At 35.5% G+C, this 25,133-nt stretch carries 27 protein-coding genes and 3 pseudogenes; 20 read left to right on the top strand and 10 right to left on the bottom strand.

Annotated elements, in window-relative coordinates; genetic code table 11:
* Positions 1-182: 182 nt before the first annotated feature.
* A complete protein-coding gene (locus tag MN200_RS16455; RefSeq protein ID WP_242760563.1) occupies positions 183-1,589 on the bottom strand; it encodes an iron-containing redox enzyme family protein in 1,407 nt (468 codons plus the stop codon).
* Between the two features lie 691 nt (positions 1,590-2,280).
* Between MN200_RS16455 and MN200_RS16460 the strand changes: the two genes are divergently transcribed.
* The 4 genes from MN200_RS16460 (at position 2,281) to MN200_RS16475 (ending at position 5,931) form a co-directional block, all read left to right on the top strand.
* Positions 2,281-2,442, top strand: a complete 162-nt coding sequence (locus tag MN200_RS16460; RefSeq protein ID WP_171498546.1) for a hypothetical protein — start codon at positions 2,281-2,283, stop codon at positions 2,440-2,442.
* A 68-nt stretch (positions 2,443-2,510) separates the two neighbouring features.
* The gene (locus MN200_RS16465) at positions 2,511-2,807 is read left to right on the top strand and encodes a hypothetical protein (RefSeq protein ID WP_004981674.1); all 297 of its coding nucleotides are present in this window, start codon (positions 2,511-2,513) and stop codon (positions 2,805-2,807) included.
* 71 nt (positions 2,808-2,878) lie between these two features.
* Positions 2,879-3,562, top strand: a complete 684-nt coding sequence (locus MN200_RS16470; RefSeq protein WP_004986536.1) for a DUF421 domain-containing protein — start codon at positions 2,879-2,881, stop codon at positions 3,560-3,562.
* A 290-nt stretch (positions 3,563-3,852) separates the two neighbouring features.
* A complete protein-coding gene (locus MN200_RS16475) occupies positions 3,853-5,931 on the top strand; it encodes a catalase (protein WP_152630445.1) in 2,079 nt (692 codons plus the stop codon).
* A gap of 67 nt (positions 5,932-5,998) precedes the next feature.
* Here MN200_RS16475 and MN200_RS16480 read toward each other — a convergent pair whose 3' ends face one another.
* Positions 5,999-6,139, bottom strand: a complete 141-nt coding sequence (locus tag MN200_RS16480; protein WP_005324286.1) for a hypothetical protein — start codon at positions 6,137-6,139, stop codon at positions 5,999-6,001.
* Positions 6,140-6,460: 321 nt separating this feature from the next.
* On the opposite strand from MN200_RS16480, the gene MN200_RS16485 reads away from it, so the two are divergent.
* The 5 genes from MN200_RS16485 to MN200_RS16505 all read left to right on the top strand — a co-directional run bounded on the left by MN200_RS16485 (position 6,461) and on the right by MN200_RS16505 (position 9,663).
* On the top strand, positions 6,461-7,111 hold the full coding sequence (locus MN200_RS16485; protein WP_005324289.1) for an SOS response-associated peptidase family protein: 651 nt from the start codon (positions 6,461-6,463) through the stop codon (positions 7,109-7,111).
* Between the two features lie 107 nt (positions 7,112-7,218).
* Positions 7,219-7,854 (top strand): S24 family peptidase, encoded by a 636-nt coding sequence (locus tag MN200_RS16490; protein ID WP_005324292.1) that lies wholly within the window; start codon positions 7,219-7,221, stop codon positions 7,852-7,854.
* Positions 7,855-7,866: 12 nt separating this feature from the next.
* Entirely contained in the window at positions 7,867-9,162 is a 1,296-nt protein-coding gene (locus MN200_RS16495; RefSeq protein WP_151732021.1) for a Y-family DNA polymerase, read from the top strand.
* A 4-nt stretch (positions 9,163-9,166) separates the two neighbouring features.
* Complete coding sequence (locus MN200_RS16500) at positions 9,167-9,385, top strand: hypothetical protein (RefSeq protein ID WP_005324296.1); 219 nt, start codon at positions 9,167-9,169, stop codon at positions 9,383-9,385.
* Between the two features lie 56 nt (positions 9,386-9,441).
* Positions 9,442-9,663 (top strand): DUF6500 family protein, encoded by a 222-nt coding sequence (locus MN200_RS16505; protein WP_005324298.1) that lies wholly within the window; start codon positions 9,442-9,444, stop codon positions 9,661-9,663.
* A gap of 103 nt (positions 9,664-9,766) precedes the next feature.
* Here MN200_RS16505 and MN200_RS16510 read toward each other — a convergent pair.
* The 8 genes and pseudogenes from MN200_RS16510 to MN200_RS16545 all read right to left on the bottom strand — a co-directional run.
* Positions 9,767-9,919: pseudogene (locus tag MN200_RS16510) on the bottom strand (cysteine hydrolase); the annotation flags it as partial.
* 54 nt (positions 9,920-9,973) lie between these two features.
* Entirely contained in the window at positions 9,974-10,906 is a 933-nt protein-coding gene (locus MN200_RS16515) for an IS5 family transposase (RefSeq protein ID WP_152630446.1), read from the bottom strand.
* Positions 10,907-11,036: 130 nt separating this feature from the next.
* Positions 11,037-11,234: a hypothetical protein gene (locus tag MN200_RS16520; protein WP_005324302.1), complete on the bottom strand. Its 198-nt coding sequence runs from the start codon at positions 11,232-11,234 to the stop codon at positions 11,037-11,039.
* 293 nt (positions 11,235-11,527) lie between these two features.
* Positions 11,528-11,653 (bottom strand): annotated as a pseudogene (locus MN200_RS16525) (hypothetical protein).
* 17 nt (positions 11,654-11,670) lie between these two features.
* On the bottom strand, positions 11,671-11,943 hold the full coding sequence (locus MN200_RS16530; RefSeq protein WP_005324303.1) for a hypothetical protein: 273 nt from the start codon (positions 11,941-11,943) through the stop codon (positions 11,671-11,673).
* A gap of 153 nt (positions 11,944-12,096) precedes the next feature.
* Positions 12,097-12,546, bottom strand: a complete 450-nt coding sequence (locus tag MN200_RS16535; protein WP_151732020.1) for a hypothetical protein — start codon at positions 12,544-12,546, stop codon at positions 12,097-12,099.
* A 591-nt stretch (positions 12,547-13,137) separates the two neighbouring features.
* Positions 13,138-14,007 (bottom strand): annotated as a pseudogene (locus tag MN200_RS16540) (IS982 family transposase).
* 469 nt (positions 14,008-14,476) lie between these two features.
* Positions 14,477-15,655, bottom strand: coding sequence for a replication initiation protein (locus MN200_RS16545; RefSeq protein ID WP_005324312.1), 1,179 nt, complete (start codon positions 15,653-15,655; stop codon positions 14,477-14,479).
* Between the two features lie 946 nt (positions 15,656-16,601).
* On the opposite strand from MN200_RS16545, the gene MN200_RS16550 reads away from it, so the two are divergent.
* The 11 genes from MN200_RS16550 to MN200_RS16600 all read left to right on the top strand — a co-directional run bounded on the left by MN200_RS16550 (position 16,602) and on the right by MN200_RS16600 (position 25,080).
* Positions 16,602-17,378, top strand: coding sequence for an AAA family ATPase (locus MN200_RS16550; RefSeq protein ID WP_005401940.1), 777 nt, complete (start codon positions 16,602-16,604; stop codon positions 17,376-17,378).
* Positions 17,379-17,389: 11 nt separating this feature from the next.
* Complete coding sequence (locus tag MN200_RS16555; protein ID WP_005331533.1) at positions 17,390-18,301, top strand: ParB/RepB/Spo0J family partition protein; 912 nt, start codon at positions 17,390-17,392, stop codon at positions 18,299-18,301.
* A 1,203-nt stretch (positions 18,302-19,504) separates the two neighbouring features.
* Positions 19,505-20,113: a hypothetical protein gene (locus MN200_RS16560; protein ID WP_151732045.1), complete on the top strand. Its 609-nt coding sequence runs from the start codon at positions 19,505-19,507 to the stop codon at positions 20,111-20,113.
* Positions 20,114-20,140: 27 nt separating this feature from the next.
* Positions 20,141-21,514: a CAP domain-containing protein gene (locus MN200_RS16565; RefSeq protein ID WP_151732044.1), complete on the top strand. Its 1,374-nt coding sequence runs from the start codon at positions 20,141-20,143 to the stop codon at positions 21,512-21,514.
* On the top strand, positions 21,504-22,250 hold the full coding sequence (locus MN200_RS16570) for a hypothetical protein (RefSeq protein ID WP_151732043.1): 747 nt from the start codon (positions 21,504-21,506) through the stop codon (positions 22,248-22,250). Before MN200_RS16565 ends, MN200_RS16570 begins: the two co-directional genes overlap by 11 nt.
* A 33-nt stretch (positions 22,251-22,283) precedes the next feature.
* Entirely contained in the window at positions 22,284-22,667 is a 384-nt protein-coding gene (locus MN200_RS16575; RefSeq protein ID WP_151732042.1) for a hypothetical protein, read from the top strand.
* A gap of 96 nt (positions 22,668-22,763) precedes the next feature.
* The gene (locus MN200_RS16580) at positions 22,764-23,009 is read left to right on the top strand and encodes a type II toxin-antitoxin system HicB family antitoxin (protein WP_151732041.1); all 246 of its coding nucleotides are present in this window, start codon (positions 22,764-22,766) and stop codon (positions 23,007-23,009) included.
* 33 nt (positions 23,010-23,042) lie between these two features.
* Positions 23,043-23,324 carry a hypothetical protein gene (locus MN200_RS16585; protein ID WP_151732040.1) on the top strand — a complete coding sequence of 94 codons (282 nt, stop codon included), beginning with the start codon at positions 23,043-23,045 and terminating at the stop codon, positions 23,322-23,324.
* A gap of 26 nt (positions 23,325-23,350) precedes the next feature.
* Positions 23,351-23,926, top strand: coding sequence for a DUF6088 family protein (locus MN200_RS16590; protein ID WP_151732039.1), 576 nt, complete (start codon positions 23,351-23,353; stop codon positions 23,924-23,926).
* Positions 23,927-24,103: 177 nt separating this feature from the next.
* On the top strand, positions 24,104-24,418 hold the full coding sequence (locus MN200_RS16595; RefSeq protein WP_005331193.1) for a type II toxin-antitoxin system prevent-host-death family antitoxin: 315 nt from the start codon (positions 24,104-24,106) through the stop codon (positions 24,416-24,418).
* Positions 24,419-24,666: 248 nt separating this feature from the next.
* A complete protein-coding gene (locus tag MN200_RS16600; protein ID WP_034616937.1) occupies positions 24,667-25,080 on the top strand; it encodes a hypothetical protein in 414 nt (137 codons plus the stop codon).
* Positions 25,081-25,133: the final 53 nt, after the last annotated feature.

Genomic DNA, 25,133 nt, shown 5'->3' on the forward strand with positions numbered 1-25,133 from the left:
GTACGGCTAGACTTTGATCGTACTCTTTATTTCTTTGTAAGTAATTTCAAAAAAGCCCTAATCCTTCGCAATGCCTGTTTGAATCATAGGTGTTTCATTTCATACATGTAAAAAATAGCGAGATGCAATCTATTTGTCATAGACTACATCTATTCTCTATAAATTAACAAGTTAGCCTACTCTTATTTAAAATTACTGCCTAAAAATGGGAAAATATACTCGACCACTTTTTGCGTAGCCCATAAACCAATCTCTTGGTGATGTTGATGTGGAGCTAAATATGGCATCAACTTACTAAGTTTATGCCCAGTATTTGTAGATATCTGAATTTGCTGCTGTAACAGCGATAATTCTTTTTCTGACAAATAACTAAAATCATTTAGTTCTATAAAGTTTTTTATATATTCTGAATTTACTGGATTAATGCGTCTACTTAAATTAGCACCAGCAATCCAATCATAAATAAAAGTTTTTTCTGCAGCAGAGAAAACTCCAAACATTTTCCCATCTTCTTCATTGATCAGCTTCCAAAATCGGCTATGTTCCGGATCTTCGTTAAGCTTAATCCATCCTATTTTTATTAGCTCAATAATGAATTCCTCAACCTGATCTTCTTCTGATAGCCATGAATTTACAGACTTATTATTAAACTTGCATTTCTCATTATGCATGTGCTTTCCAACCAAAGCTTTGCTCTTGAAAATGTCCAGAACCACTCGCTCAGTATTTAGGTTCTTTATTATTTGAACTGAGCTAACTCCCCGATTATTCAATAAAAAGCCTATCTTTAATTTACGAATAAATTCGGATTGATTTGGGTAGCGTTTGGCTAAACATTTAATCGCATTTGTAGCTAATTGAGCATGTCCATTATCAAAGTTATCAATTGTAATGTGTAGGTTAAAATATTTGGAATCAATACCTAACTCTTTAAGTTCATAATTTGTAATCAGTAAATGAAGTGGTAGTTGTTCGTATCCAAAATTAAAACCTGCAATCTCGGGTATAAAATCTGATGGAGCATAAGCTAAAGCCAATTGTATTGCTGACTGGTGATAATATTCATCAGGCAAATTCATTGAAAATTGATGAAGACCAAGTGATAGAAGTAATTTATTGAAAAGTTTTACATGGTTACTTTGACTGGAACCTAACCCCAACTCCTCAACATATATCTGTATAAAGTCTCTAAAAGCTGGATCATTCCAGTACTGTGTAAAGCTATAAAGCCAAGCCCCGTCTACACGTTTGGTCGGTGCTACTTTGTATAAAAATTCATAAGCTTTACTTGTAGTTCCAAAATACTCCCTAGCACCCCCATTTTCGCGCCTTTCTAAGTACTCTTTGTAATGCAAGCATTGTGTTTTATTTTGTTGCTGCATCCAGACTGCCAATTGATCAACATTAGTAGGAAAATCAGAGAAATCACTATCCAAATGATGTATTTCGTTTTCTAGGAAATGAAAAGCTTTCAACTCTTTTGCAGAACGCGACACTGATTGATCTAAGAAAAATTGTGTTATTTCAAAATATTTCTGATGGGCATCTGTTATTAAATTTAAAACTCTCTCTTTTACTGCAGTAGGCATGATAATTCTCTCGCGGTAAATAACTTATACCAACATAATTGACTCTTACAATCAATTAATTAACAAAATTGAAAAGAAACGTTAATAAATGTAACGTAATAATTTATTTAACAACACAATTCAACACCTTAATTAAATATTTATAATTTTTAAAAATAAGTAAAATTTTAATATGTGTGATACCCATAACATCATTTCTAAATTTTAATTAATAAATATTCAAAATAAATCAATCAGAAAGTACTGTCTAGAGTAATAAAAAATAACCTCAACACTAATGTGAAAAATAAAAACCTATTAAATCAAATTCTTATATAAGGAATGCAGGCTTGATTAATAAACTTGGATCTAAAGCCAAGAAAAACATTTTTTGGCACATTTGTCTATGTAATATACTATAAAAAATTCCCCCCTTATAAAACGATTAACGAATCAAAAAATTAAATATTAGTTTTTATCTATGTGTTAATGTCTTTAAAAATTAATAAAAATATTAATGTTAACTATTTTTAATAAATAAAATATATATATTTATTAATTATCAATACCAAACACTCCAAATAAAACAAAACTTAACAAAAAAATAAAATGTAACACCTTTAAGGTTCCACAACAATGCAATTATGATATTAATAATACATCTACCAATTAGTTAATGTAGATTAATTCTAATCTTAGGAGGTTCAATAAAATGACTAATCAAAATCAGCAGAATGCTAATCAACGTCAGGAAAAACAGCAAGATGACAAGCAAAACCAGCAGGACGACAAGCAAAGTCAGCAAAATCAGCAGGGCGACAAGCAACGTCAGCAAAACCAGCAAGATGACAAGCAAAACCAACAGCGAAAATAGTAGTTAGGTTAATAATAAAGCAAAAATACTAGAATTCTTTCATTAGTTTAATAGAGTTGGAGTTCATTATGACTATCAATGACCATCAAGACGAAAACCCAATCAAGCATGATTGGCGTACAGATTATTCAAACCGCCCATATTACGGCGATATCCAAAGAGAACTTCCCGATGTGGATTATGACCGTGATCTTCGTTCAGCCTATGAACTAGGTCAGCATGCCCGTAATGAGCGTGGTACTGATGCACGATTTGAAGATTCCGAAAGTGATTTGAAAGTAAAATGGGAAGAACTAAAGGCTGAATCACGCTTAAAGTGGGAACAAGCCAAACATGCGATTAAAGATGCATGGGACAAAATGTAAGCCAATATAATGATAATGAGCCTTTTAGGCTCATTATCAGCACATCTAAATAATAATTAAATAGGTGTAAAATGGACTTTATAAAAATACTATTAGCTGATACTACATTTACTTTTGCAGCAGAAATTGTACTTCGTAGTGTCTTGATGTACTTCCTGATTATCTTAGTTTTAAGATTTTCTGGTAAACGTGGTGTTAGGCAACTTTCCATCTTTGAAATCGCAATTATTCTTAGTTTAGGATCTGCTGCTGGCGATGCTATGTTCTATGAAGAAGTTCCTATCATTCATGCTGTCATCGTTTTTGCAGTAATTATGGCTTTATATCGCTTAACAACTTATTTAATGATGAAATCCGATGCTATTGAGACCGTATTGGAAGGTCGACCTATATACATCGTCAAAAATGGTTTACTGATTGTTGAGGATATTAAGCAAGAAAAGTATTCATATGATGAGTTCTTTGCTGAAATGCGCCAAAAGAAAATAGAGCATCTCGGACAAGTTAAAATAGCACTGCTTGAGACTGATGGCTGCCTAAGCGTGATCCCATATTCTAAAGAAAATATAAAATGGGGCCTTCCTCTGTTTCCCGATGAATACCAAATCGCAGATCATCACAATGTAGATCACTTTTATTCTTGTATGTTGTGTGGTCAAACCCAACGTTTAAATCATTTAAATGAAGAATGCCCTCGCTGTCAAAATACAAAATGGGCTAAATCCTGTTTGTATTGTGAGGAATATCAAAATTAATAAGCTTTTGTTTTGACTTAGATTAATTCAATATTATTTAAAATGAATAGTTTAAGCGAACAAAAAATACACATTTCTTTACCTTACTCAAAGCGTAAATACTTAAAGTTTATATGGGTATCTTTGATCCAAAAAAGAGTTTTCTTGCAAGTAACTCATATTCGATTGTAGATAACCTATTAAATTGTATAAGCACAAAATATCCGTCAACAAATAAGCCATTAACTTACGTGAAAATAAATACTTATTTTCATAAAACGTTATAAAGCAAATGTATAAGAGAATGTGATATGAAAGAATCAAATACACCAAAAATTGACCAACTTTCTGAGGAAGCATACGTGGATCCTATAGGTAAAACCCTTACCTCTTCTTTAGGTGTTCCCGTAGCTGATAATCAAAATAGTCTAAAAATTAATGAGAAAGGCCCTACTCTTCTCGAGGACTTTCTTCTAAGGGATAAACTTATTCATTTTGATCGTGAGCGTATTCCAGAACGTGTTGTACATGCTCGAGGGGTCGGTGCTCATGGTTACTTTCAAGCTTATACCGGTAATGAAAAATGGACTAAAGCTAAGTTCCTAACGGACACAAATAATCGGACTCCTATCTTTGTCCGTATTTCTACAGTTCAAGGTGGGCGAGGTTCGGCTGATGTCGTTCGAGATGTACGAGGTTTTTCTATAAAATTTTATACTGAAGAAGGAAATTATGATTTGGTGGGGAATAATATCCCTGTCTTCTTCATTCAGGATGCTATTAAATTTCCGGACTTTGTTCATGCAGTAAAACCAGAAGATGCCAATGAAGTTCCAACTGGTCAATCTGCCCATGATACTTTCTGGGATTTTATTTCTTTAAACACCGAAGCATCACATATGACTACTTGGATAATGTCTGATAGAGCAATTCCAAGAAATCTACGCTCTATACAAGGTTTTGGTGTTCATACATTTAGATTGATTAATAAGAATAATGAAGCATTCTTAGTGAAATTCCATTGGACTCCAAAGCAAGGGGTAGCTCAAGTCGTCTGGGATGAAGCCTTAAAAATTAATGGCAAAGATCCCGATTTTCACAGACGTGATCTGTGGGATGCTATTGAGCGTGGCAATTACCCGGAATGGGAATTAGGCGCACAAATTTTCTCTGAAGAAGATGCAAAACAATGGGACTTTGATGTCTTAGATGCTACAAAATTAATCCCAGAAGAACTTGTACCAGTCACTCCACTAGGTAAATTTGTTTTAAACAAAAATACAGATGATTTTTTCGCAGAAACAGAACAAGTTGCTTTTAGTCCTGCAAATATTGTCTCAGGTATAGATTTTAGTAACGATCCCCTTTTACAAGGACGGCTGTTTAGCTATACGGATACTCACTTACACAGACTAGGTACGGTAAATTTTAATCAAATTCCAATTAACAAACCCGTTTGTCCTTTTCATACGAATAGACGAGGTGGTTATGCTAATCACGAAGTTTATAAAGGAAAGGCAAATTATGAACCTAATTCTGTTGATGAAAATTGGCCAAGAGAATCACCGAATGACAGTGGTGCCTTCAAGACACATACTGAAGAAGTACAAGGCAGCAAACTAAGAGTTCGACCAGAAAGTTTCGCTGATCATTTCTCGCAAGCCACAATGCACTACCATAGTTTGGAAAAACATGAACAACAGCATATTAAGGATGCATATTCTTTTGAATTATCTAAGGTTAAATCGGAAGATATCCGCAGACGTGTAGTTTACGCTGTCTTAGCTAATATTGACTTGGACTTAGCTGAATATGTTGCGAAAGAGTTAGGTATTAAAACTCCCCCTAAACAGCAAGATAGTCTGCACCAACCCGTAATTGCATCTTCGAAAAGATTAAGTACCTCATCTTTTCCTGCATCTGATATTAAACAGCGAAAAATTGCCTTGCTCGTTCATAACGGTGTAAATGCGTCATCAATAGATGATATTAAAATATGGGCTGAAGCAGAAAAAGCTATTGTGGAAACTTTAGCACCGAACGCAGCCCCTGTTAAATCTAGTGATGGCAATGAAATACCAGTAGATGGAAGACAAAATGGCGAGCCTTCAGTGACTTATGATGCCGTAATCGTGATTGATGGGAATAATTTAGAAGTATTTAAGGCTGATGGAGTTTCTAAACATTATGTATTAGAGACATATAAACATCTCAAGCCCATTGTTTTCCTGGGTGATAAATGCGCTTTAATAGATGAGTTTCAGCTCACTAAGGATGCAGCTCTATTCTCTACTCAAAATTTTAAAGAGATCCAAGATCAATTCAAACAAGCTATTCAAAATCACCGTTTGTGGGATAGAGAAAAAGTTGTCGCAGCTATTCCAGCATGAATTTATTTGAGATTAAAAGTAGTGTAAGCATTTGATTTCAAAAAGCCCTGGACGAGGGCTTTTTGATCTACTTTTGCTCTTTAAGTGGATTCTCAGGCTCTTCATTTGGTTTTTTCTGAGGATCTGGATTCTGATAGGTTTTCTGATCACCCTTGTCATCGTTTGATTCTTTTTGAGGTTTTGATTCTGGATTTTGCTTATTAAGCATGTCGGTTCCATCACGTGAAATACTATAATAATAGATATGACATCAGGCTCTATCTATCAATAATAGATATGTTACGCAATCCTACCTTTATAGTAATTAGCACTTTAAGTTTATTATGAATTAATTAAGCTGTTCTTCAGTGACCACATCAAATAGATACCTCTAAAAACTTCTTCATTTTCCTCTGTATTTTTCAATAAGAAAATAATTTTGAAACTTCCGCTACTATATTGTTTTAACGATTTTTTTTAAAAGTAATTTTTATTTCTATTTGGGCTATTATTTGATCGACGATCATAAAGAATAAACAGGGATAAGTCTATGTGCGCAAATTTCGAAGCGATCAGAAAGAATCGTGCATTTCTCCTAGATCTCCCTGAGCCTGATCAGTTGGAGTTCCCTGAAGACATTTTCCCGAACTATCCTTCACCTTTGATCTTTTCCAATGACGGCAAGATCGAATGGAGATCAGTTAATTTTGGAATGATTCCCAAATGGGCCAAGGAAAAGAATTTCGGCAAGTACACATACAATGCCCGGACTGAGACGGTCGCTGAGAAACCCAGTTTTAGGGAAGCTTGGCATAAGTCTCAGTTTGGCTTGATTCCAGTCGAAACCATCTTTGAACCTAAATATATTGACGGGAAATCTCACTGGTATGGGATTGCTCGTGAAGATGGCATGCCCTTTACAGTGGCGGCCATATACGAGAATGCTGTCATCAATGGAGAGCAAATCCGATCGATGAGTATGCTCACTATCAATGCTGATAAACACCCTTTCATGAAGCAATTCCATAAGCCTAAAGATGAGAAGCGTTCGATCATCGTAATCCCTGATGAATACCGCAAAGAATGGCTGAATTGCAGCTTTAAAGAGGCGCATGAATTCTTCTTTGAAATGCAGGATGAGTACATCTCCTTCCCTAAATCCCGCTTATCCGAAAATGGTGCTCAACCTAATTTAATTTGAAGGTGCATTGATTATCCACAGCTTTTAAATTTGAAATTTAATTTGCCACCGACTATCCTAAAAAAAGAGTTCAGTTCCAAACACGCCTCGTAGCGTAGGAGTCAAACATGTCAAAGAAACTACCGATCTATTTCTCGGATGACGTCTGGTCATTCCTTCAAACACTTATGGGCCCAGATGGCGCTCCAAGTCCTACAGTCAATACTGTATTTGAAAAAATACAAAAAGAGCATGAGCTAGGTTCTAAGTTTGATCTTAAAGAAATTTCAGTCAAAACCCGCCTCGAAATTCCGTCTGCACTTGAACGTTTTTCTGCTGGTCCTGCTTTTGGTACCAAAGACCATATCGATAAGTCGATCGACTTAAATGACTTCCTTATTTTTAACCCAATATCGACGTTCATGGGGCGGGTCGATAGTGAGTCTATGCTTTACGCTGGCTTTGAAATTGATGACCCTTTCTTGGTCGATAAGAGCATTACAGCACAGCATAGAGATATCGTTTTAGCCCTCATCGATGAGCGTGAAATAACACTTAAGCGGTTAATGATGACCGCTAAGATGTCAAAACAAGAAATCAAAGAAATGTTTGGGGATGAAGACTATGAACTTCCCCCTATTTGGCTAAGAGCTGAAAACCCAGCTTACGAGCATATAATTCCGAAAGACAGTCAGTCTATCTCCATCCAAGGGGTTGTGACCTTCAACCTCAAGCAATTTTATAGACGCTCTACCAGCAAATAAGAAGTATAAAAAATGAAAGCTGAAAATCGTATATTCGCGTTAGTTGACGTGAATAACTGCTACGTCAGTTGTGAGCGTATTTTTAATCCGTCCCTTAATAATCGTCCGGTCATTGTTCTCTCGAGTAATGATGGTTGTGCCGTGGCACGCTCCCAAGAAGCCAAAGATATTGGCATTAAAATGGGTGTGCCAGTATTCCAAATTCAAGACATCATCAAGAAGCATGATGTTCAGGTGTTCTCCAGCAACTTTGCCCTTTATGGAGCCATGTCTCGTCGTTTTATGACTTTACTGGGGATGTATGTTGCACCAGGAGAACAAGAGATTTATTCAGTTGATGAATGCTTCTTGGATCTCACCAGCTATGAGCATTTATTTGATTTAACCGACTATGCCCAAGACATTCGTAAAACTGCTTGGCAGTGGCTCACTTTACCCTGCTGTGTGGGCATTGGACGCTCAAAAACTGAAGCAAAAATTGCCAACCATCTAGCCAAGAAGAATAAGTTTTTTAATGGGGTATGCAATCTAGTCGATATGGATCCTTGCTCTACTGAGGCCATGCTTGCACAGATCGACGTTGGCGAGGTTTGGGGTGTTGGGCGTCAGAACTGTAAAAAGCTTAATGCAATGAATATCCGTACAGTTTTGGATTTAGTTCAAGCGCACCCGGCAGAAATTAAAATGCAGTTCAGCATTATCATGGAAAAGACCGTACGCGAATTGAATGGGATCTCATGCATCGATATAGAGAGCGATTCACCTGCTAAAAAGCAAATCATCAGCAGCCAATCTTATGGCCAACCCATTTACGACATTGAAAACATCAAATCTTCAGTGCGCTTATACGTGCAGAGAGCTGTCTCAAGACTTCGTGATGATATGTCCTTATGCAAGATGATTGGGGTGTTTATTCAGACAGGTCGCTTTGATAAATGTGCAAAATACACACCTTACGTGATTATGCAGCTGCCCGAGCACTCCGACGATGTTTTAGAGATTACCCGTATAGCCATGCGGGCCATTGATGAAATATTCAAACCCGGCTTTAAGTATAAAAAGGCGGGAATCATCCTGATGGAGATTGTCCCGAAAGCAAAATTCTCCCCTGACCTATTTACCGATTATTCGCTACAGATTAAGCGAGCCAAGCTCTCCGACGCCTTAAATCACATCACCCACAAGTATGGCAAGAACACGCTGTCCTTGGGTTTATGCGGGCGCAAAGATGAGCACTGGCAAATGAATCAAGAACGCAAATCCCCGAACTACTTAACCGAATGGAATGAACTCGTTAGAGTGAGATAAGACAATGCATATTTATAAACTTTCAAATGAACAATTGGCGCAGATTTTAATTCCAAAGCGTTTTGTACCGCCTACACCTGAAGAATTCAAAGACAAGAATATGGTCTATGTTTTTGACAGTGAGGATAAGTTTGAGCTGACTTATGATGAACTGGTGGAAATTATTGGTAAGGCGAGACAGGCTGGACCTAGAATGATTCCAGTGTTGGGAACGGTGAACTAAATCGATCTGGCGTTAAGCGGTTTTTAAAGATATTGAAAAATTAGGATACATCGGGAATGAGAGATGAATTAAAAGAAATTTTTATTCGTGGATGCAACGAGAAAATTGAGAAGAAAGGGGAAAATGTTGGTCTATCATTTTACGCTTTCTTCAAGAACAAAAACGATAACCCAGAACTATTGATGGAGGCTGCTCAGTGGTGGATTATGAAACACAAATTAGATCACTTCGAGAAAGCAGTTAAAGTTAGGCAACTTGTTTTAGGTGAGTCAAAGTAACAAAAAACCATGATAGAGCGCTTAACTCTATCATGATTTGATTTATGATATTGATTATTATAATAAAAGTTATAAATAAAGTACAATATTAAAATCTTAATCTTTAGCTAACATAATCTTCAGTTGATATAACTTGAGCATATGCAAATTCAAAAGCAGCCATTAATGTTGCATGGACATGACCAGCAGATACTTTGATGCCATTAAATTCTTGGTCTAGCGTTGCACAAGCATCATGAATAACTTTTACCTTGTAACGGCTTTGTTGCACAAATATTCAAAAGCTAAACTTCTTCCAAGTTATCTAAATTTAAGTGGCAACTTGGGTGTGAGGTCGGTCTAAATCTGTAAATTTATTTAATACGGCCACACGTGCATGAATCTCATTGACTTGGCTTTGAAAGTTTCTCGCACGGAGTTTATCGCCTAATAATTTGATGTAATGCATCTTGTTTTCTATCAGACTTCTGCGATGATAGCCTGACCAATTTTTCCATATTGTTCTTCCTAAACGTTTAACTGTTCGAAGTAATTCATTTCGCTCTAGCGAGCTGGTCTTTGTATCTTTCCAAGGTTTCGCATTTTTTCTTGGCGGAATCACCGCATGTGCTTGCCGATCTGCAATTACTTGATGGCATTGCTTGGTGTCATAAGCCCCATCAGTATAGACAGAGTCAATCTGCTCATCTTGTGGAATCTGATCGAGTAAATCACCAAGCACTTGTAAATCACTCACATTATTTGTAGTGAGTTGAATAGAGCGTATTTGAAGGGTTTCAGCATCTATACCAATATGAAGTTTACGCCATTGGCGACGATATTCAGGTTGGTGTTTCTTACGTTTCCATTCACCTTCGCCTAGAAACTTTAAGCCAGTAGAATCGACGAGTAGCTGGAGACCATTACTGCTTTTTTGATAGTTAATTGCAATATCAATATGCTTTTGTCTTCTGCAGATGGTGGAATAGTCTGGTGCTGTCCAATCTAATCTACAAAGATGAATGAGACTTTGCACAAAGCCAGTGACCATGCGTAAAGAAAGATGAAATAAGGATTTGATCATTAAACAGCATTGGATGGCTGTATTTGAATAAGTTTGATTTCGACCATGTTTACCTTTGGGTTGAGCGTACCATTGAGTCTTGGGATCAAACCAAATTGAGAGATTTCCTCGATTTATTAATGCACTGTTATAAGAAGACCAATTGGTTGTACGATAGATTTTAGGGGTGGGCTTATTAATTTGAGAATTATATTGTGGAATAAGCCTATAGAGATAGGTTTGTGCAACAAAGCCGTTAATATCTATAAAAAATTGATATTAATTAAAATAAATGATCTTTAAAATAAAGAGAAAAAGATTAAGTAAAAATTTATATAAATTTTCTCAACTGCCATTCACGTTTAATTAAGCCTAGAGTTTTCTTTCGATCAAGAATTTCATCTTCAGAATAGGGTAGATGTTTTAATAACTCATCTATACTTTGCAAACTATTTTCAATCAGGTAAATATCTTGTTCTGTAGTCCAGGTGGACTTTTGAACTACTTTACATTTAGGAGGTCTTTTCATGATAGGTATTTTATACGTTTCACAAGTAAGCTCAACCCACCAAAAATATTCTTTAGCAGGTTTTTATAGACTTAGTTACGCAAATTTATCTATTTGATATATTTAACTTTAAGGCAGATTTGACACACTTCAAGCTCACCATCTTTAAAATATTGGACTTCCGTCTTACTATGTAGACCAAATAAGCACTTCAATAATTTGATCACTCAACACCTCTCAATTGATATCATCTAAATTTAATAATACCAATAAATTAACACAAAATAAAAGCGCACGATTAAAAGACCTTGTCTTTATTGGTCTCTATCCTTAGAGTGTGGAGTTGTTGTTTTATCCTGATCATAAGTGTCAGTATCTCTCTACTGACAGGCAGATAAACCGAGTATAAATACTAGACTAACTGTTGCAAAAATTTTCATAAATTTCACCAAATTAATTACGACAAATTAATAGATTTGTAAACCCAATTAATAAATTTGTCTTTTTCATTAAAATGAGGGACATTCAATAAATTTATCAATGATACATCACCAAAATTTCCAGATATCTTATTTGAAGATAAAACATTAAAGTCAATTTTTTCACCAACATGTATTTCTCGAAATAAATACAATACTTTGAGGTGAAGAGACTGCTTGTTAAATCCTACTCTTTCGATCAAAAAATCATAAATCTGGCTAAGCACATGTAATTCAAATTTATTATTCATAGACCCATATTCTCATATTTACTTTAACGTTTAATATAATTTAAATTAATATTGTTTTGAAAAACTAATAAAAACAGGTTCACTCAAATAAAAACAATTAAGTGATTTTTATTATAACTCACATATATTCTTACAAAACACTCAAAATATTATTCAATCTCCTCGTTCTATGTTTTTTGTGGATTCTAAAAAGTAGTTTTTAATTTCCTGTCCATAATCCACATCGGTAGCTAGATTTCCAGCAGATATAACTGATCTGGATTTCACACTTTGTATCATAATAGTAGATAAAGGTAATTGCTCTTCTTTATTCTCATCAATAGTTATTTGCTGAATAAAACCAGCCAACCATAATAAAAATTCACCACCATTATCGATCCGAGGGATCAAGCTCAAATCTACTGTTGACACGTCAGCAATATGATTTTCATCATCAAAAATTGAATTACATACTTCTTGATTAAATTTTAGGTGAGACGTCTTTAATTGTTTTCTAACATGTAAAATAATTAATGTAAAAAAAATCTTTCGATCACACTCACCCTCACCCTCTTTTTTAATACTCTCGATGACGTTTTCAGCCAATGTAAGATATTGTGGCATAATGTACTTCCTTACTTCATATGCTCCTAATGTAATCAATTGTATACTTACACAAAGTAAACCATAGAGGGTATGCGTTATATAGAAGAACAATCAAGTAAAGATTGTAAGTAGAAAATTACACAAAATGCTACGTAATCCTCAAAATTAGTTAAATACGTGTTAAATTCCATACTATAATTAAAATTATGAAATTATTCAAAAAAAACCTCCCTAAGGAGGTGGAGCTTTTCGTGAGAAAAGTAGCGGTTCATGTAACATTTATTATTATAATCCAACACCAATTTAGAATACTTGATTAATGATTAGTTTGAAGGACACAATCATTAAAATCTAAATTGCTATCAGTAAATTCAATATGGAGAAATAACGTATATTTTTCAGTAATTATATGTTAATTATTGTAAGAATCTTATCCTTATTAATTAAATGTAGCCCTTATGCGATAAGACTTCCAGTTATTTATTTTACTTACAATGAATTATCTAGTTACAAGCTGAATATTAATTTTATACCTGTTATTCATTTTTCATTAAACGAAAAACTGCCCAACATAGAGGTATTGGGTATATAAATTAACCCGAATCCTGTTTAAGCCAATGATTCGATTACTCGAATGGTTGGCTTATTTCGGTGGCTCAATTGATATGCGCACAATGAAGCATAAATCCCTCCTAGAAATCCACAAGCACTACGTGCTCTACTCGTCACTAAATTGTAGTGTCCTTTCAATAAGCTGAATAACGTTTCTATTTTATTGCCCTGCTTTAAGTGATATTCATCTGATACAGATAATTTAATAGACGTCATGTTCTTTCCATGATAGGTAATTAAATCAATACCTTGTTCTTTTAATCTTCTTTTTAATTATTGACTGATGTAGCCACGGCCGGCATAGAGTTTCGCCTGTAAACATTCAGCTAATTGTTCAACCATTTTAATGTCAGCAACATGCCCATTGGATAAGCCTGAGCTAACGATCTCTCCGAATTGATTCATCACGATATGTACTTTAAAGCCATAAAACCACCCCATTGAACTTTTACCTCGAGATGCGATCTTGGCTAATGATTTATGACGCTGAATATGCTGATTTTTACAGGCAGGTAGAGTCGTTGAATCAATCCATAAATATTGGCTATGTTGAGCTTTCATTACAACTACATGTAAAGCATGTAGTGCTAATTGATGCATATTAATCAGGTGAATCATGCGTTGATAACAAGGTAAGCTCTTAAATAAATGACTTTTATGCTGTTTCAGCCATGAAAAAAATGCTTTGAAATTATTGAAGTGAGAACACTTATACCAAATGGCGATAAAGAGGATTTCAGAGATACTCAATTGCACTTTTCGGATTCTTAAGCAGTGATTGTTTTGCTTGAGAAATTTCCAATAAGTTGCTTCAAATTTAAGAAAGAAATCATCAATTACACAGAATAATTCGGTACTATTGAACATCAGAACTAGAGTTGTGAGTTTTGTGTGGTAACTCAACTGATGGCTCTAGTCCTTCTGTTTTTCAAGTCCATTTCTTATCCACTATTCGGGTTAATTAGAGTTCTTAAAAATTTTTATCCATCTTTAGGTGTAGTACCCTACCTTTACAAAAAATTGGACTGTAAAAAAGATAATACGCTCATATATTGTACCTTCGAAAATGCAAATTAAAATTTAGCGATAAGTGCTTGAACTTACCTTGATTTAGTAAATTAAAAAACTTAGACCGTTCATATCTTAAAGAACTATTCATTTTATCTGTTAGTGTACTTATTCAGTTTTCAATAAAATATATACTTCTTTATGCTCAATTATAAATATTTCATACGATAGTGCAGTGAATCTAGTATAAATGGAACCCCTTTTTTCACATTACACCAAATATTGCAATAAACCTGAACATAAAGAAGTGTAGCAACTTGCTACACTTTCAAATAACATTTTTACCAAAGATTTCATTTAAACGTTCTTTGATACTTTCAACAAATATACGATCTGTTTTAAGCTTATGTTTCATCTTTCGCTTGAAATCAGCCAAGCTCATACCAACTTCCGCAAAATCCATTTGAAATAATGAATCATTTATTACAACATTTGCTTGAGAGTCCGTTAAACAGCCTATAGCTTTGAACCATTTTTTTAATTGCATACAGTTAGCATCATCATTTGAGATATACCAGGAACGAACCGTAGTATCAAACTTAGCACCTAATTCTTTAACTTCTGCATTATCTTCGAAAGGTACATCTAAATAAATTTTAAGCTTTTCTGTCTTCTTATCTTCAATTTCACTCTTATCAAAACCTCTATGATGCAGTTTAAATTTAACACCTACAATTGGTCGTCCTTTTTTTACTGTTTCATATTCCAACTGTAGGTCAGTATTTTCATTAATTTCTGCAACAATTTTATCTAATACATATCTTCTGAAGTCTACCCAGCGATCATACTTAGTTTCATTAATATCAATAAGTGCCTTAAGATTTTCTAAGAGGAGTGGCACTTCGTATGTTTCCTGAGTATTAAATTTAAATTCGTTTTTAATAAAGTAAGTATAAAGACTCATGCTAGCAACAGAATCAAGTGCAAACAAATGCTTCAACTGATATGTTGTAAAGTTTCCTCCAGCCAGTTGGGTAAAGTATGGAAGCACCTCACTTGTGAATCGAATCTGAAGTGCATTCTTAGAATCATCCTCCCATCGAAGTTCGCGTATTATTGGAACAACGGAATGCACTTTTTTTGTTTTTTTTCGCCCATCATCAACGGGCTCCTCAATAACGAAGTGCGCTACTCTTGAGGATAATTCTTTATAAATACGGTCAATTGCGACATTTATAGAATTCCGCTTACTCAAACCTAATAGATCTGCTAAATCATCTTTATATAAATAGATATATGTTTGTTCAGTGATTTCTTTATCCGCATTATTTTTTTCCCCATAATTTGCAACAGCCATTGCATAAAGCAATGCTTTGTATTCATTTGCTGAAAGCTCAATAGGCCTTATCAAGCGATTACTTGTGCTTACAACACCGTTTTGACGAATATTGCCTATGCAATATGGGATTGAATCCAATTGTTCATTGATTTGATGTACTTCAGTCATAGAGCATATTCGCTATCAAAATAGCGGTTTTAATGTGTATGGGTAATTTTATATACAAAAGTGGAAAAATTTTCAACACTTTCACCTTAAAACTTTAAAGTGGAATAATCGTCACCATAAAGTGGAAAATATATATACCATTCCACCATAATGTCATTTTATTATACTGATAGTGACAAACATTCCACTTTTAATAGATTTAGGATTTCAAATTAGGTAAAGTTTAATCACTAGGATTGCTAGATGATTTTTTATTATTCACTTAAAGTTCGATAGTATGACAAGTTTTCCACCTTTAAATATGTTAGAAATTTAGTATTGATAATAAACTTAATTGTTTAGCTTAAATTTTAGACAAGGTTATAAGCATAGATGATAAGTTTTCCACGTTTTTCCCTAATAGCCAATAAAACTGAATCTTACAATTAAATAACACTTCTTTTTACCCACAGATAAATATTACAAAGTGACAAATATTCCACTATAAAGACTGAATTTTAAAAAATATCCATAAAATAAAATATTGAATTACTGTAAGTTAATATGAAAATTATGCAAATTAATAAAAATATGTGACAAGTATTCCACTGTGGTGACATACACCGCACTTTTAGGTGATTTTGTTTCCACTTATTAGTGACAAGTATTCCACTTATCAATGACTAATACTCCACTTATTAGTGACATGTATTCCACTTATCAATGACAAAACCTCCACCTTTACAGATATAACCAATTGAAATATAATAATAAAAAATACTCTAATTATAAATTAACTTAATTATAAATTAACTTTAATTATTAATAAGCTAGCTATGTAAAATTTTAAATTTAAAAATTGTATTGCATACATACAATCAAATTTTATAAATTCAAAAGGTATAGTAACTTAGGGCAAAGTTATTTATATTAGTTAGTTATTGAAATATAGAATGACTTGACAAGTATGTCTGCAAAAATTATTGCTGTTGCAAATCACAAAGGCGGCTGTGGTAAAACAACAACAGTTGTTCATTTAGCTTCTGAACTGGCAAACTTTGGTAAAAAAGTATTAGTTATAGATCTAGATCCTCAAGCTAATGCTAGTTTGCATATAGGATTACGTCATCCAAGTGAAGTTGGTGTTACAACTGCGGAACTATTAATAGGTGATGTTTCATTACTTACCGATGCCCTTGAAGAAGATACAAATTTTGAAAATGTATCACTTATTTATGGTTCACTTAATTTAGGTAAAACGGAAGATCAACTTAAAGAAGATGCGCCAAGACCTTCAGAAGAATTAGCAACTAAACTTGAGTTTTTAAAAGATCTTTATGATTTTATCTTAATTGATTGTCCTCCAAGTTTAAAACTTTTGACTAGTAATGCTTTGGCATCATCTACTCATGTAGTTATTCCAATTGAATCTGGATCACAGTATGGATTATACGGTGTTACCGACCTGTTAAATCATTTGGAAAAAATCAAACGCATTAATCCTGAACTTAAACTTTTAGGAGCTTTACTAATTAAACATGATGAACGCCAAAATGTTTGTAAGTTGATCCGTGATGAAGCATATAAACAAGTAGGTCATATACTGGAAACAACAATTCCACAAAGCACAAAAGTGAATCAAGCAGCTATTATGCAACAATCACTTCTAAAACTAGATAAAAGCGGGAAAGTTCGCAAAGCTTTCGAACGTTTAGCAGAAGAAATATTAAAAAAAGTTAACTGATTGGGATATTTATGGCCACTGCAAAAGAACTTTTAGCTCAAAAGCTAAAACAAAATACTCAAAAACATCAGCTAGCTCAAAAAGATAATATTAAAGAGTTGAAGGAATTCAGAAGAAATGTCCCTATAGAAGACATTTCACGGAGTCCGTACCAGCCACGAAAAAAATTTGATCCGCAGGAGATTAAAGAACTATCTGAGTCTATTGATGAAGTTGGATTACTCCAGCCTATTACAGTCAGAAAGCTTGAAAATTTAAAATTTGAACTGATTGCTGGTGAACGTCGATTACGCGCTCATGAACTTTTGAAAAAATCGACAATTGAAGCGATTATCATAGATGCTAATGACGAAGAAGCATCTTTGCTAACATTAGCAGAAAATTTAAAACGCCAAGATTTAACCGATTTTGAAATTTATATCGGACTGAATGGCTTGGATGAGAGTTTAAAAAAGAATAAGCAACGTTTAGCCAAATCTTTAGGCCTAAATCGTGAAGATATGTATAAATATTTGGCATTTGAAAAATTGCCTGAGGTAGTTCTGGGGGATTTAGCTCAAGATCCGCAACTGCTTGGTCGAACTGCAGCTACAGCGTTTAAAAAATTTTTATCTGATCATGCAGACTTAAAAGAATTGGCAGAAGAAGCTTTAATTAATGCTTGGAATAAAGTTAAGCTTGGGAAGCTTGAACAAACGAAAGCCGTATCTCATGCAGAAAAAATACTTACACAGGGTAATCAAGAAACAGCATCAACATCGGTGGTAAAAAAAATTGAGTACGCTGGAAAAGTCGCTGGTAATATCAAGTTCAATGATAAGCAGTTAAAGGTTTCTCTAAATATTTCGAGTATTGACAATGCTAGTCTAGATAAACTTGAAATTTTATTGAAAGAGCTGGTAGAGAGAAATGAAAAAGTGTAGCAATTTGCTACACTTTTTCATCAATACGATAATTCGGGTTACTCTATCTAAATAAACTTGAGTGGAAGGACTGGTTCATTCTGTAAGTTTATTAAGAAGGGATATATGAGTATGCACTTGATTGACTCGATTCCAAATGTTCTTTGTTTTAACTTTATCACAAATGATTTAATTCTATGACACTTAGCTTTAATCCTCTTGAGATGGTGATAGAGTGAATATTTTATAAATAGATCTTCCCAAGAATTTTTTATGAATTTCATGTGATTCATTTCTTTTGATTTTGAAAGCTTTTAATTTCACATTATTATGATTAAAGAGTGTTGTTTCAAATCCCCTATAACTTGGAGATGATATTTAGATTGGTACTTTTTAGTTATAATTTGCATTTATTAAGACACCTTAAACATTGAGTACTAGTGCTTTATATTCATTAGTAGGCGAAGGCTATCACCATTTTCTAGGTGAGAATTCGAAGATTAGTATGTTTTCTCCATCATCAAGTTATAGTGTGTCGAGTGTGGTACAATTAATCTATAAGAATGGATCATGATTTCGGTAATATTTATAACTACCCAAGAAGAAATGAAAAAAATATATGAATATCAAAAGCATTTAATGGATTGTATTAATTTTGGGTTTATCGCTGAAGTCAGCAACTCAACTAAATTCATTTAATCGAATAATGTGAATTTTATCGTATTTCGAAATTGACTAAAGCGCTGGATAAATCTAATATGAGCTCGCTGGCCTACATTGCCAGTGGGTTTTAGCAGACCCTGTAAACAAAGAAGGAATATAAAGTTTGACTTTATATTCTGCTGTACCCACTCGTCCCCCTTTTCTCTATGGTAGGGCGGAAGGGGGACGTCTTTGTACGTGCTGGTTTCTTTGTTTACCAGTCTGCTAACCCTCTTTCGTTCTGCCACCATTATTTAGCAGTAACTGGCAGAATTTCTTGTTCTAAACAAAGGAATTTCTTATGTCATTTCTATTTATTCTTCCCTGTACCTCCGCACTCGTTCAACCTTGTTGTGTCCTTCAACAGGGCATACAGCACTGATTTTAATTTTTAAGCTGTATTAATAAAACATTTTTACACGAACAATCTCTAAGGTGGATGGCTCAATCACGCCTATAAAAAATACTTATTTTTATATCCCCTTGTGATTGTCAATTGCATTGAACATGCGGGGAACAATGATGTCTGAATTCACTCAACCAAAAATCATTTCAATCGAAAATCGCCCACAAAAATCCAAGGTCTTTGTAAAGTGCATCGTGGTGCCGATCGTCATTTTTTTAATTATTGCTAAAGTCTTTTCCTTTGGCTGGTTTGGCTACCTATTCTTTGGCATCTGGCTGTTATGGTTTGTGATCACCTATTACTTCTATACATATGGCAATACCTACTTTGCAGGTATGACGGAGCAACTGACCCGTCAAGGTGAACAGTTTAATTATCACAATCGTGGGGTCTGGATTAACAGTCAGCATAAAACCATCATCCTGTTTGATGAACCCGAACAGCGTTTAGTGAAATACCCATTTGATTATATTACTTCGGTCGGTCACTTCAACTTAGTTGAAGACAAAGTGTCTTATACAAGCACAATTACTAGCAATCCGATGACGGGAACGCATATCCGCTATCACGAACATCGCAGCCCAGTCAAAAGAGAATACCAAGTCAATATTGGAACACGCGATCAATTCAAACCGCATTACCGCCTCAAAGTGTTGTTTCCTTGGCGTAGCCCCAAAATGGCCAGTGAAATCCGCCAACTACTATCAGCTGATCATTACCAATAATAACCAAGAATAAGAGAGGGTAATAAAATGATGAAACATTCAAAATCGGGGATGCAATCCATTAGAACCAGCACCTTAATGCTGGCCATCAGTATGGCGATGGCCGGATGTGGCGGTGGTGGTGGCGGTTCAAGTTCTAGTGGAAGTGCTAGTGGAGCAGAGGACTCAAATAATGGCGGTACTTCACCTCAGCCTGTCACGTGTTCTGAAACGCAATATCTCCAAGAAGGGATCTGTAAAAACAAGACAGCACAAAGCTTTGAACCTTTACAGCTCCAGCGCTTTCTCAAAGGTCAGGCCTATCAGTTAAACCTGAAGACGGATCAAGATCTGACCCTCAGTTTTAGCAGTGAGAGTCCCAATATTTGTGACTTCGAACTAGGCGAGCTCAAAGCCCTTGGTGTGGGCAAATGTACTTTAACACTGACACAGGCAGGAATATCACAGCTTCTGCCTGTGAATAGCACAATGATGGTGGATGTCATTGAGGCGCAAGCAGAGGAGCATAAAGATCTGAATGCCTGTCATGCAGGAAGACCCAGTGAGGCGGAGCGTCAGCTGTTTATCAATACATTGAATGAGATTCGTGCCTTACATAATCTGCCGAAAGTTCGCTATGACCAGGCTTATGAAGACCAAATGATGCAAGCCTCTATGTTACTGGCGGTGAATGAAAAGACCTCACATTATCCAGATGGAACATGGCGTTGTTTTAGTGATATTGGCTATCAAGGGGCTTCAACATCGAACTTGAACTTTGTTCAAGCCTATCAACCTTTAGCCAGCTACGGTGCTGATACCCATGTGATCAATTGGTTGATTGAAAAAAACTCGGCCAGCATTGGACATCGACGTCATATCTTGAGTCCCTTCCTGACTAAAACCGCCTATGGTGAAGTCTCCAATACCGAGGCTAAAAGCGTAGCGACCATCTTAGGGGCTGCCATGAAGGTGGTCTATCCCTATGCATCACAAACCCTAGGCACTACGATGCCGAAAGGGGTGATTGCCTATCCGTATCATGTGTATCCGAAGAAATTCTTTGCAAAAACTGAACCTTTATCCTTGTCGATTTTAGTCAATACTCAAAATGCCTATGCCAACAATACGGTGGATTTTTCACAGGCGAAGCTCATAGTGACTAGACGAGACAATCAGCACATCCAAACGATCAGCAACATCCAGTATGACAATATCAGCTATGGTTTAGTGGCCAATAACCTGCAATTTCATTTTAACGCAATGCAATACAACGTGATCTATGACGTTCAGGTGCAAAACGTATTGGTGGATGGAAAAGCTGAGGATTATGCCTACTGGTTTAAAGTCGATGATCAGTCTGATGAACAGCACTTATCAGGAGAAAAACGCTCAGCAGGAGAATCCTCCAATGGCATTTAAGCTGAGACCATTTTTACTTGCTAATGCTTCACTGTTGGTTTTACAGACTGCAGTGGCACAGCCAGTGACTTTAGAGCAAGGCTTAAACTGTTTGGATTGGGCCAAGCAAGAACAGTCGTTTAGCAATCAATTGGCCACAGGAGAATGGACGCATACCGCAGCCTCTAAGCGAACAACGCTGCAACAACAATTTAAGCAGCAATACACCCAGCAAAAATCAAGCGTGGTAGATGATCCAGACGATGAAAACTACTGTGAGGATTGTCCTGAAATAGAAGTCTATTTGCCCAAAGATAAACGCAATCCGATTCAACGCATCGAGGCTTTGATGCAGGTCAGTGTAGCTGGGGCAAGTACCTCGATTTATCGCAATGATGACATGGCCCAAACCAAAGAAAAAATTGAAGCGGGTTTAAAGATTCAGTTCAGTCACTATAGCGGGCAGCAATTTAAACGCTTTAAACAGCAGTGGGATCAAGCCTCAGCACATGACAATGAGAAACGTACTAAGACCCATCAGGTCTTTCAACAGTATCCGCATTTAAAGGTGTTTAACGGGGAGGTCTTTCAAAATGGAAAGCGTTACAGCCCTAAACAGATTTACATCTATACCCAGCACTATAAACGGGATGTTTCTGATCTGACCGACATGATTGCCTATATCAGTCTGTATGACCATCCAATAGATCCATCACAGCACATATTACAGTGTGGCTTTATTGACAATATGTTTTAAACCGCTTCAACTGAATAAATAAAGAGTAGCATCATGAAAAAAATATTTTTAGCGGGCTTATGTCTCAGCCTTTCAACCTTAGCCTGTGCGGGCGCCAAAGAAAGCCTGATCGGAAAACGTTTGGTGATGGACATCCCTGAGGTTCAATGTGCCGGCTTGTCCTTCTCCAAAAATGGCAAAGATGCGGCGATGTATGCAGAACTGGGGCAGTGTCAGGATCCCCTACATCTTAGGGTCAGATGGTTGGATGACAAGACCTTTATCTTAATTGAAAAAGTACGCCTCAATGAGACCTCTCCACCCCGTAGCTTTTTATATAAAGTCAAAAGCGTCAATCAGGATTATGTACAGCTGACAGAGATCTGGACAGGGTGGGGAGACTCAAAAGACGATACGCTGGGTTATTATTTTAGATAACCAGATTGCAATAGTGATCAAGACGAGCCCTTGCTGAGGCAGGGGCCTTTAAAACAAGAAATGAATGATTCAATCAGTATTTATAGGAATTCGATCATGTTATGTCGTCCAGTATTTTATCCAGCAAAATTTGAACAAGAAGGGCAAGCGTACAACGTCTCTTTTCGGGATATTCCCGAGGCAATCACTTGTGGTGATGACTGGGACGATGCCTTACAAATGGCCAAAGATGCGCTGTTCACCAGTGTGGACTTTTATCGTGAAGAGGGTCGGACTTTACCTTCACCCAGTGAATGCCAAGAGGGTGAGATCCTGATTGCTTTGGATCTGGCACTGACATAAATCTCACAAGCATCAAAAAGTGAGGAGACCAATGTGAAAAGCAAAGAACACAAAGATTTAGAACAAGATAAAGACCTAGAACAACTCGCAGATATTTTATGTGATGTTTGTATGGAATCCACGAAACTGAACCATGCTGTCCTGTCTACCAATTGGGGTAAGGAATCCAAACATGATGGAGAACAGTATCAACTGTATTTATGTGAGGCATGTTTTTTCGCTACTGTCGCAACGTTAAAAAGAAAGCATCGGGTGAAGCAGATGTTTAATGAGGATTTTAACGAAGCTGAATTGGAACGATTTGGTCGGAAATAAAGATATCACGATGATGGATTGCGCCTATGGATGACAATATTAAAAGACTTTTAGTAGAAGCTGAATTGAAAAACTTAGCAGCGGGTTCCGTGTTTTCTATTCAAGAGTTTAGTGTTGCTCTTTCTAAGAAGCAGCTTTTAAGCTTTTTATCTCCCAATCTGGATCAAGGGGAGGTCAGTCAGGTTATCCCTAATATTTACTATAAAGTTAAATTCTCAAATCTTTTTAATCCGCCGAGAGCATTGCCGCCTGATATCTTTGAAGTATTGGCTGCGATGACCCGATTAACAGGCGAGATATTTCAATATGATGGTGGCTATTGTGCCAATCGTTTAGGGCTAAGTACTCAAGTCCCGCTATATCATGTCTTGCATACAAATGGCCGTTCAAGACGATTCAAACTGGCGGGTGTAGATGTGGTGCTGAATCACACAGATGATCAACGACTGCTTCAATACCCTTTGCAAAAGGTCGGTATGGCGATCTCAGCGCTGTATTATTTAGGACCAAATGTTGTGGATGATAAGATCATCAAAGCGATCAAAGATCAGTTGTCACTTGAGGAGTATGAAAAGTTACTTTCAGCGGATTTGCCGAAATAGCCTATTCCTGTGTAAGCCTACGAACTATTCCTATTTGCACCCTACCTGTCATTCTTGTTCCAAGTAGCCGATCAAGAATTAAATTACATAGTTAAATTGATATTGCATGCTTGAAATATGGTCAAATTATAGGGCAAATATGATGCAATTCTTACCATATAGTATGAGGTCTTAGATATGAAGGGATTAACTTTTATTGATGGTGCGACTGTTTCTACGACGGATGTTCGCAAATCTTGGAGTAAAATTGTTCAAGTTGTCAAAGATAGCCATAAACCTGTTTTTGTTTGTACGAACAATACGCCCGAAGCTGTTGTTCTAAGCTTTGAAGAATTTAAAAACATGCAGGAAATCGTTGAAGCTGCTCGACGTGAACAGCTAGGACAACAGATGGTTTGTGATCTGTTGGATATTGCTCAGTTAACTGGTCGGCCGATCAAACATATGCTTTTAAACAAAAAAGATGTGTTTGAAGAAGCAGAAGGGCAATAAGCATAGCTATTGGTGATATTTATGGGATTTTCGTAAGATTCCATTCAGATGCCCTTGAAGGGAAAGGGCGTTATACAGTTGGAATAACGATAAACACCACTTTTTTGGAAGAATTTTTAATTAATAAAAAAAATAATATGTTTAATATTAATAATTTGAGATTTATTTTTCAATTTATTTAAAGTTTTAGAAAATTAAATAAAAAAAATGGTATAAAAGTTTGTATATGATTTTAGATTTATTTGAGTATGATTTTTGATCAGCTTGCAACAAATACAACTGTGTTTCTTTATCAATTTATGTTTCCATTCGCTGCTAAAATTGACAAGTTGACTACTGTGAAAGCGCAGCTTAAGCGCTTAAAAAATCTTCAACCGCGAAATAGTAAAAGTAAGCAGTCCAGTTTCAAAAAACTCTACATAAAGATCTGGAAGCAAATTTTAGTTATTTTAAAAAATGAGCGAGAAGTACGTGCAAGTGTGAATTATGTCCCACAGCTACAGTTAATCCTAAGACTTGATACATTTATCGATCCACTATTCCATCAAGAAATTTTTGGTGACGACAAAATATTAAATGCTCATTTTTTTATAATTTTCTTTGATTTTCGTAATGAAGATATCAAAAAACAAGTCTTAGAAATTTTCAAATATCGATCATAATCTTTTCTTCAACACTTTGATGAAGCAGAAAATTTGAGCTGAGATTAATAAAA

It is taken from the genome of Acinetobacter sp. LUNF3, assembly GCF_022699605.1.
GTDB lineage: Bacteria > Pseudomonadota > Gammaproteobacteria > Pseudomonadales > Moraxellaceae > Acinetobacter > Acinetobacter johnsonii.

Excerpts from the sequence above, each read along its gene's own strand:
- MN200_RS16455 (WP_242760563.1), bottom strand. The coding sequence starts at position 1,589 with ATGCCTACTGCAGTAAAAGAGAGAGTTTTAAATTTAATAACAGATGCC.
- MN200_RS16460 (WP_171498546.1), top strand. The coding sequence starts at position 2,281 with ATGACTAATCAAAATCAGCAGAATGCTAATCAACGTCAGGAAAAACAG.
- MN200_RS16465 (WP_004981674.1), top strand. The coding sequence starts at position 2,511 with ATGACTATCAATGACCATCAAGACGAAAACCCAATCAAGCATGATTGG.
- MN200_RS16470 (WP_004986536.1), top strand. The coding sequence starts at position 2,879 with ATGGACTTTATAAAAATACTATTAGCTGATACTACATTTACTTTTGCA.
- MN200_RS16475 (WP_152630445.1), top strand. The coding sequence starts at position 3,853 with ATGAAAGAATCAAATACACCAAAAATTGACCAACTTTCTGAGGAAGCA.
- MN200_RS16480 (WP_005324286.1), bottom strand. The coding sequence starts at position 6,139 with ATGCTTAATAAGCAAAATCCAGAATCAAAACCTCAAAAAGAATCAAAC.
- MN200_RS16485 (WP_005324289.1), top strand. The coding sequence starts at position 6,461 with ATGTGCGCAAATTTCGAAGCGATCAGAAAGAATCGTGCATTTCTCCTA.
- MN200_RS16490 (WP_005324292.1), top strand. The coding sequence starts at position 7,219 with ATGTCAAAGAAACTACCGATCTATTTCTCGGATGACGTCTGGTCATTC.
- MN200_RS16495 (WP_151732021.1), top strand. The coding sequence starts at position 7,867 with ATGAAAGCTGAAAATCGTATATTCGCGTTAGTTGACGTGAATAACTGC.
- MN200_RS16500 (WP_005324296.1), top strand. The coding sequence starts at position 9,167 with ATGCATATTTATAAACTTTCAAATGAACAATTGGCGCAGATTTTAATT.
- MN200_RS16505 (WP_005324298.1), top strand. The coding sequence starts at position 9,442 with ATGAGAGATGAATTAAAAGAAATTTTTATTCGTGGATGCAACGAGAAA.
- MN200_RS16520 (WP_005324302.1), bottom strand. The coding sequence starts at position 11,234 with ATGAAAAGACCTCCTAAATGTAAAGTAGTTCAAAAGTCCACCTGGACT.
- MN200_RS16530 (WP_005324303.1), bottom strand. The coding sequence starts at position 11,943 with ATGAATAATAAATTTGAATTACATGTGCTTAGCCAGATTTATGATTTT.
- MN200_RS16535 (WP_151732020.1), bottom strand. The coding sequence starts at position 12,546 with ATGCCACAATATCTTACATTGGCTGAAAACGTCATCGAGAGTATTAAA.
- MN200_RS16545 (WP_005324312.1), bottom strand. The coding sequence starts at position 15,655 with ATGACTGAAGTACATCAAATCAATGAACAATTGGATTCAATCCCATAT.
- MN200_RS16550 (WP_005401940.1), top strand. The coding sequence starts at position 16,602 with ATGTCTGCAAAAATTATTGCTGTTGCAAATCACAAAGGCGGCTGTGGT.
- MN200_RS16555 (WP_005331533.1), top strand. The coding sequence starts at position 17,390 with ATGGCCACTGCAAAAGAACTTTTAGCTCAAAAGCTAAAACAAAATACT.
- MN200_RS16560 (WP_151732045.1), top strand. The coding sequence starts at position 19,505 with ATGTCTGAATTCACTCAACCAAAAATCATTTCAATCGAAAATCGCCCA.
- MN200_RS16565 (WP_151732044.1), top strand. The coding sequence starts at position 20,141 with ATGATGAAACATTCAAAATCGGGGATGCAATCCATTAGAACCAGCACC.
- MN200_RS16570 (WP_151732043.1), top strand. The coding sequence starts at position 21,504 with ATGGCATTTAAGCTGAGACCATTTTTACTTGCTAATGCTTCACTGTTG.
- MN200_RS16575 (WP_151732042.1), top strand. The coding sequence starts at position 22,284 with ATGAAAAAAATATTTTTAGCGGGCTTATGTCTCAGCCTTTCAACCTTA.
- MN200_RS16580 (WP_151732041.1), top strand. The coding sequence starts at position 22,764 with ATGTTATGTCGTCCAGTATTTTATCCAGCAAAATTTGAACAAGAAGGG.
- MN200_RS16590 (WP_151732039.1), top strand. The coding sequence starts at position 23,351 with ATGGATGACAATATTAAAAGACTTTTAGTAGAAGCTGAATTGAAAAAC.
- MN200_RS16595 (WP_005331193.1), top strand. The coding sequence starts at position 24,104 with ATGAAGGGATTAACTTTTATTGATGGTGCGACTGTTTCTACGACGGAT.
- MN200_RS16600 (WP_034616937.1), top strand. The coding sequence starts at position 24,667 with ATGATTTTTGATCAGCTTGCAACAAATACAACTGTGTTTCTTTATCAA.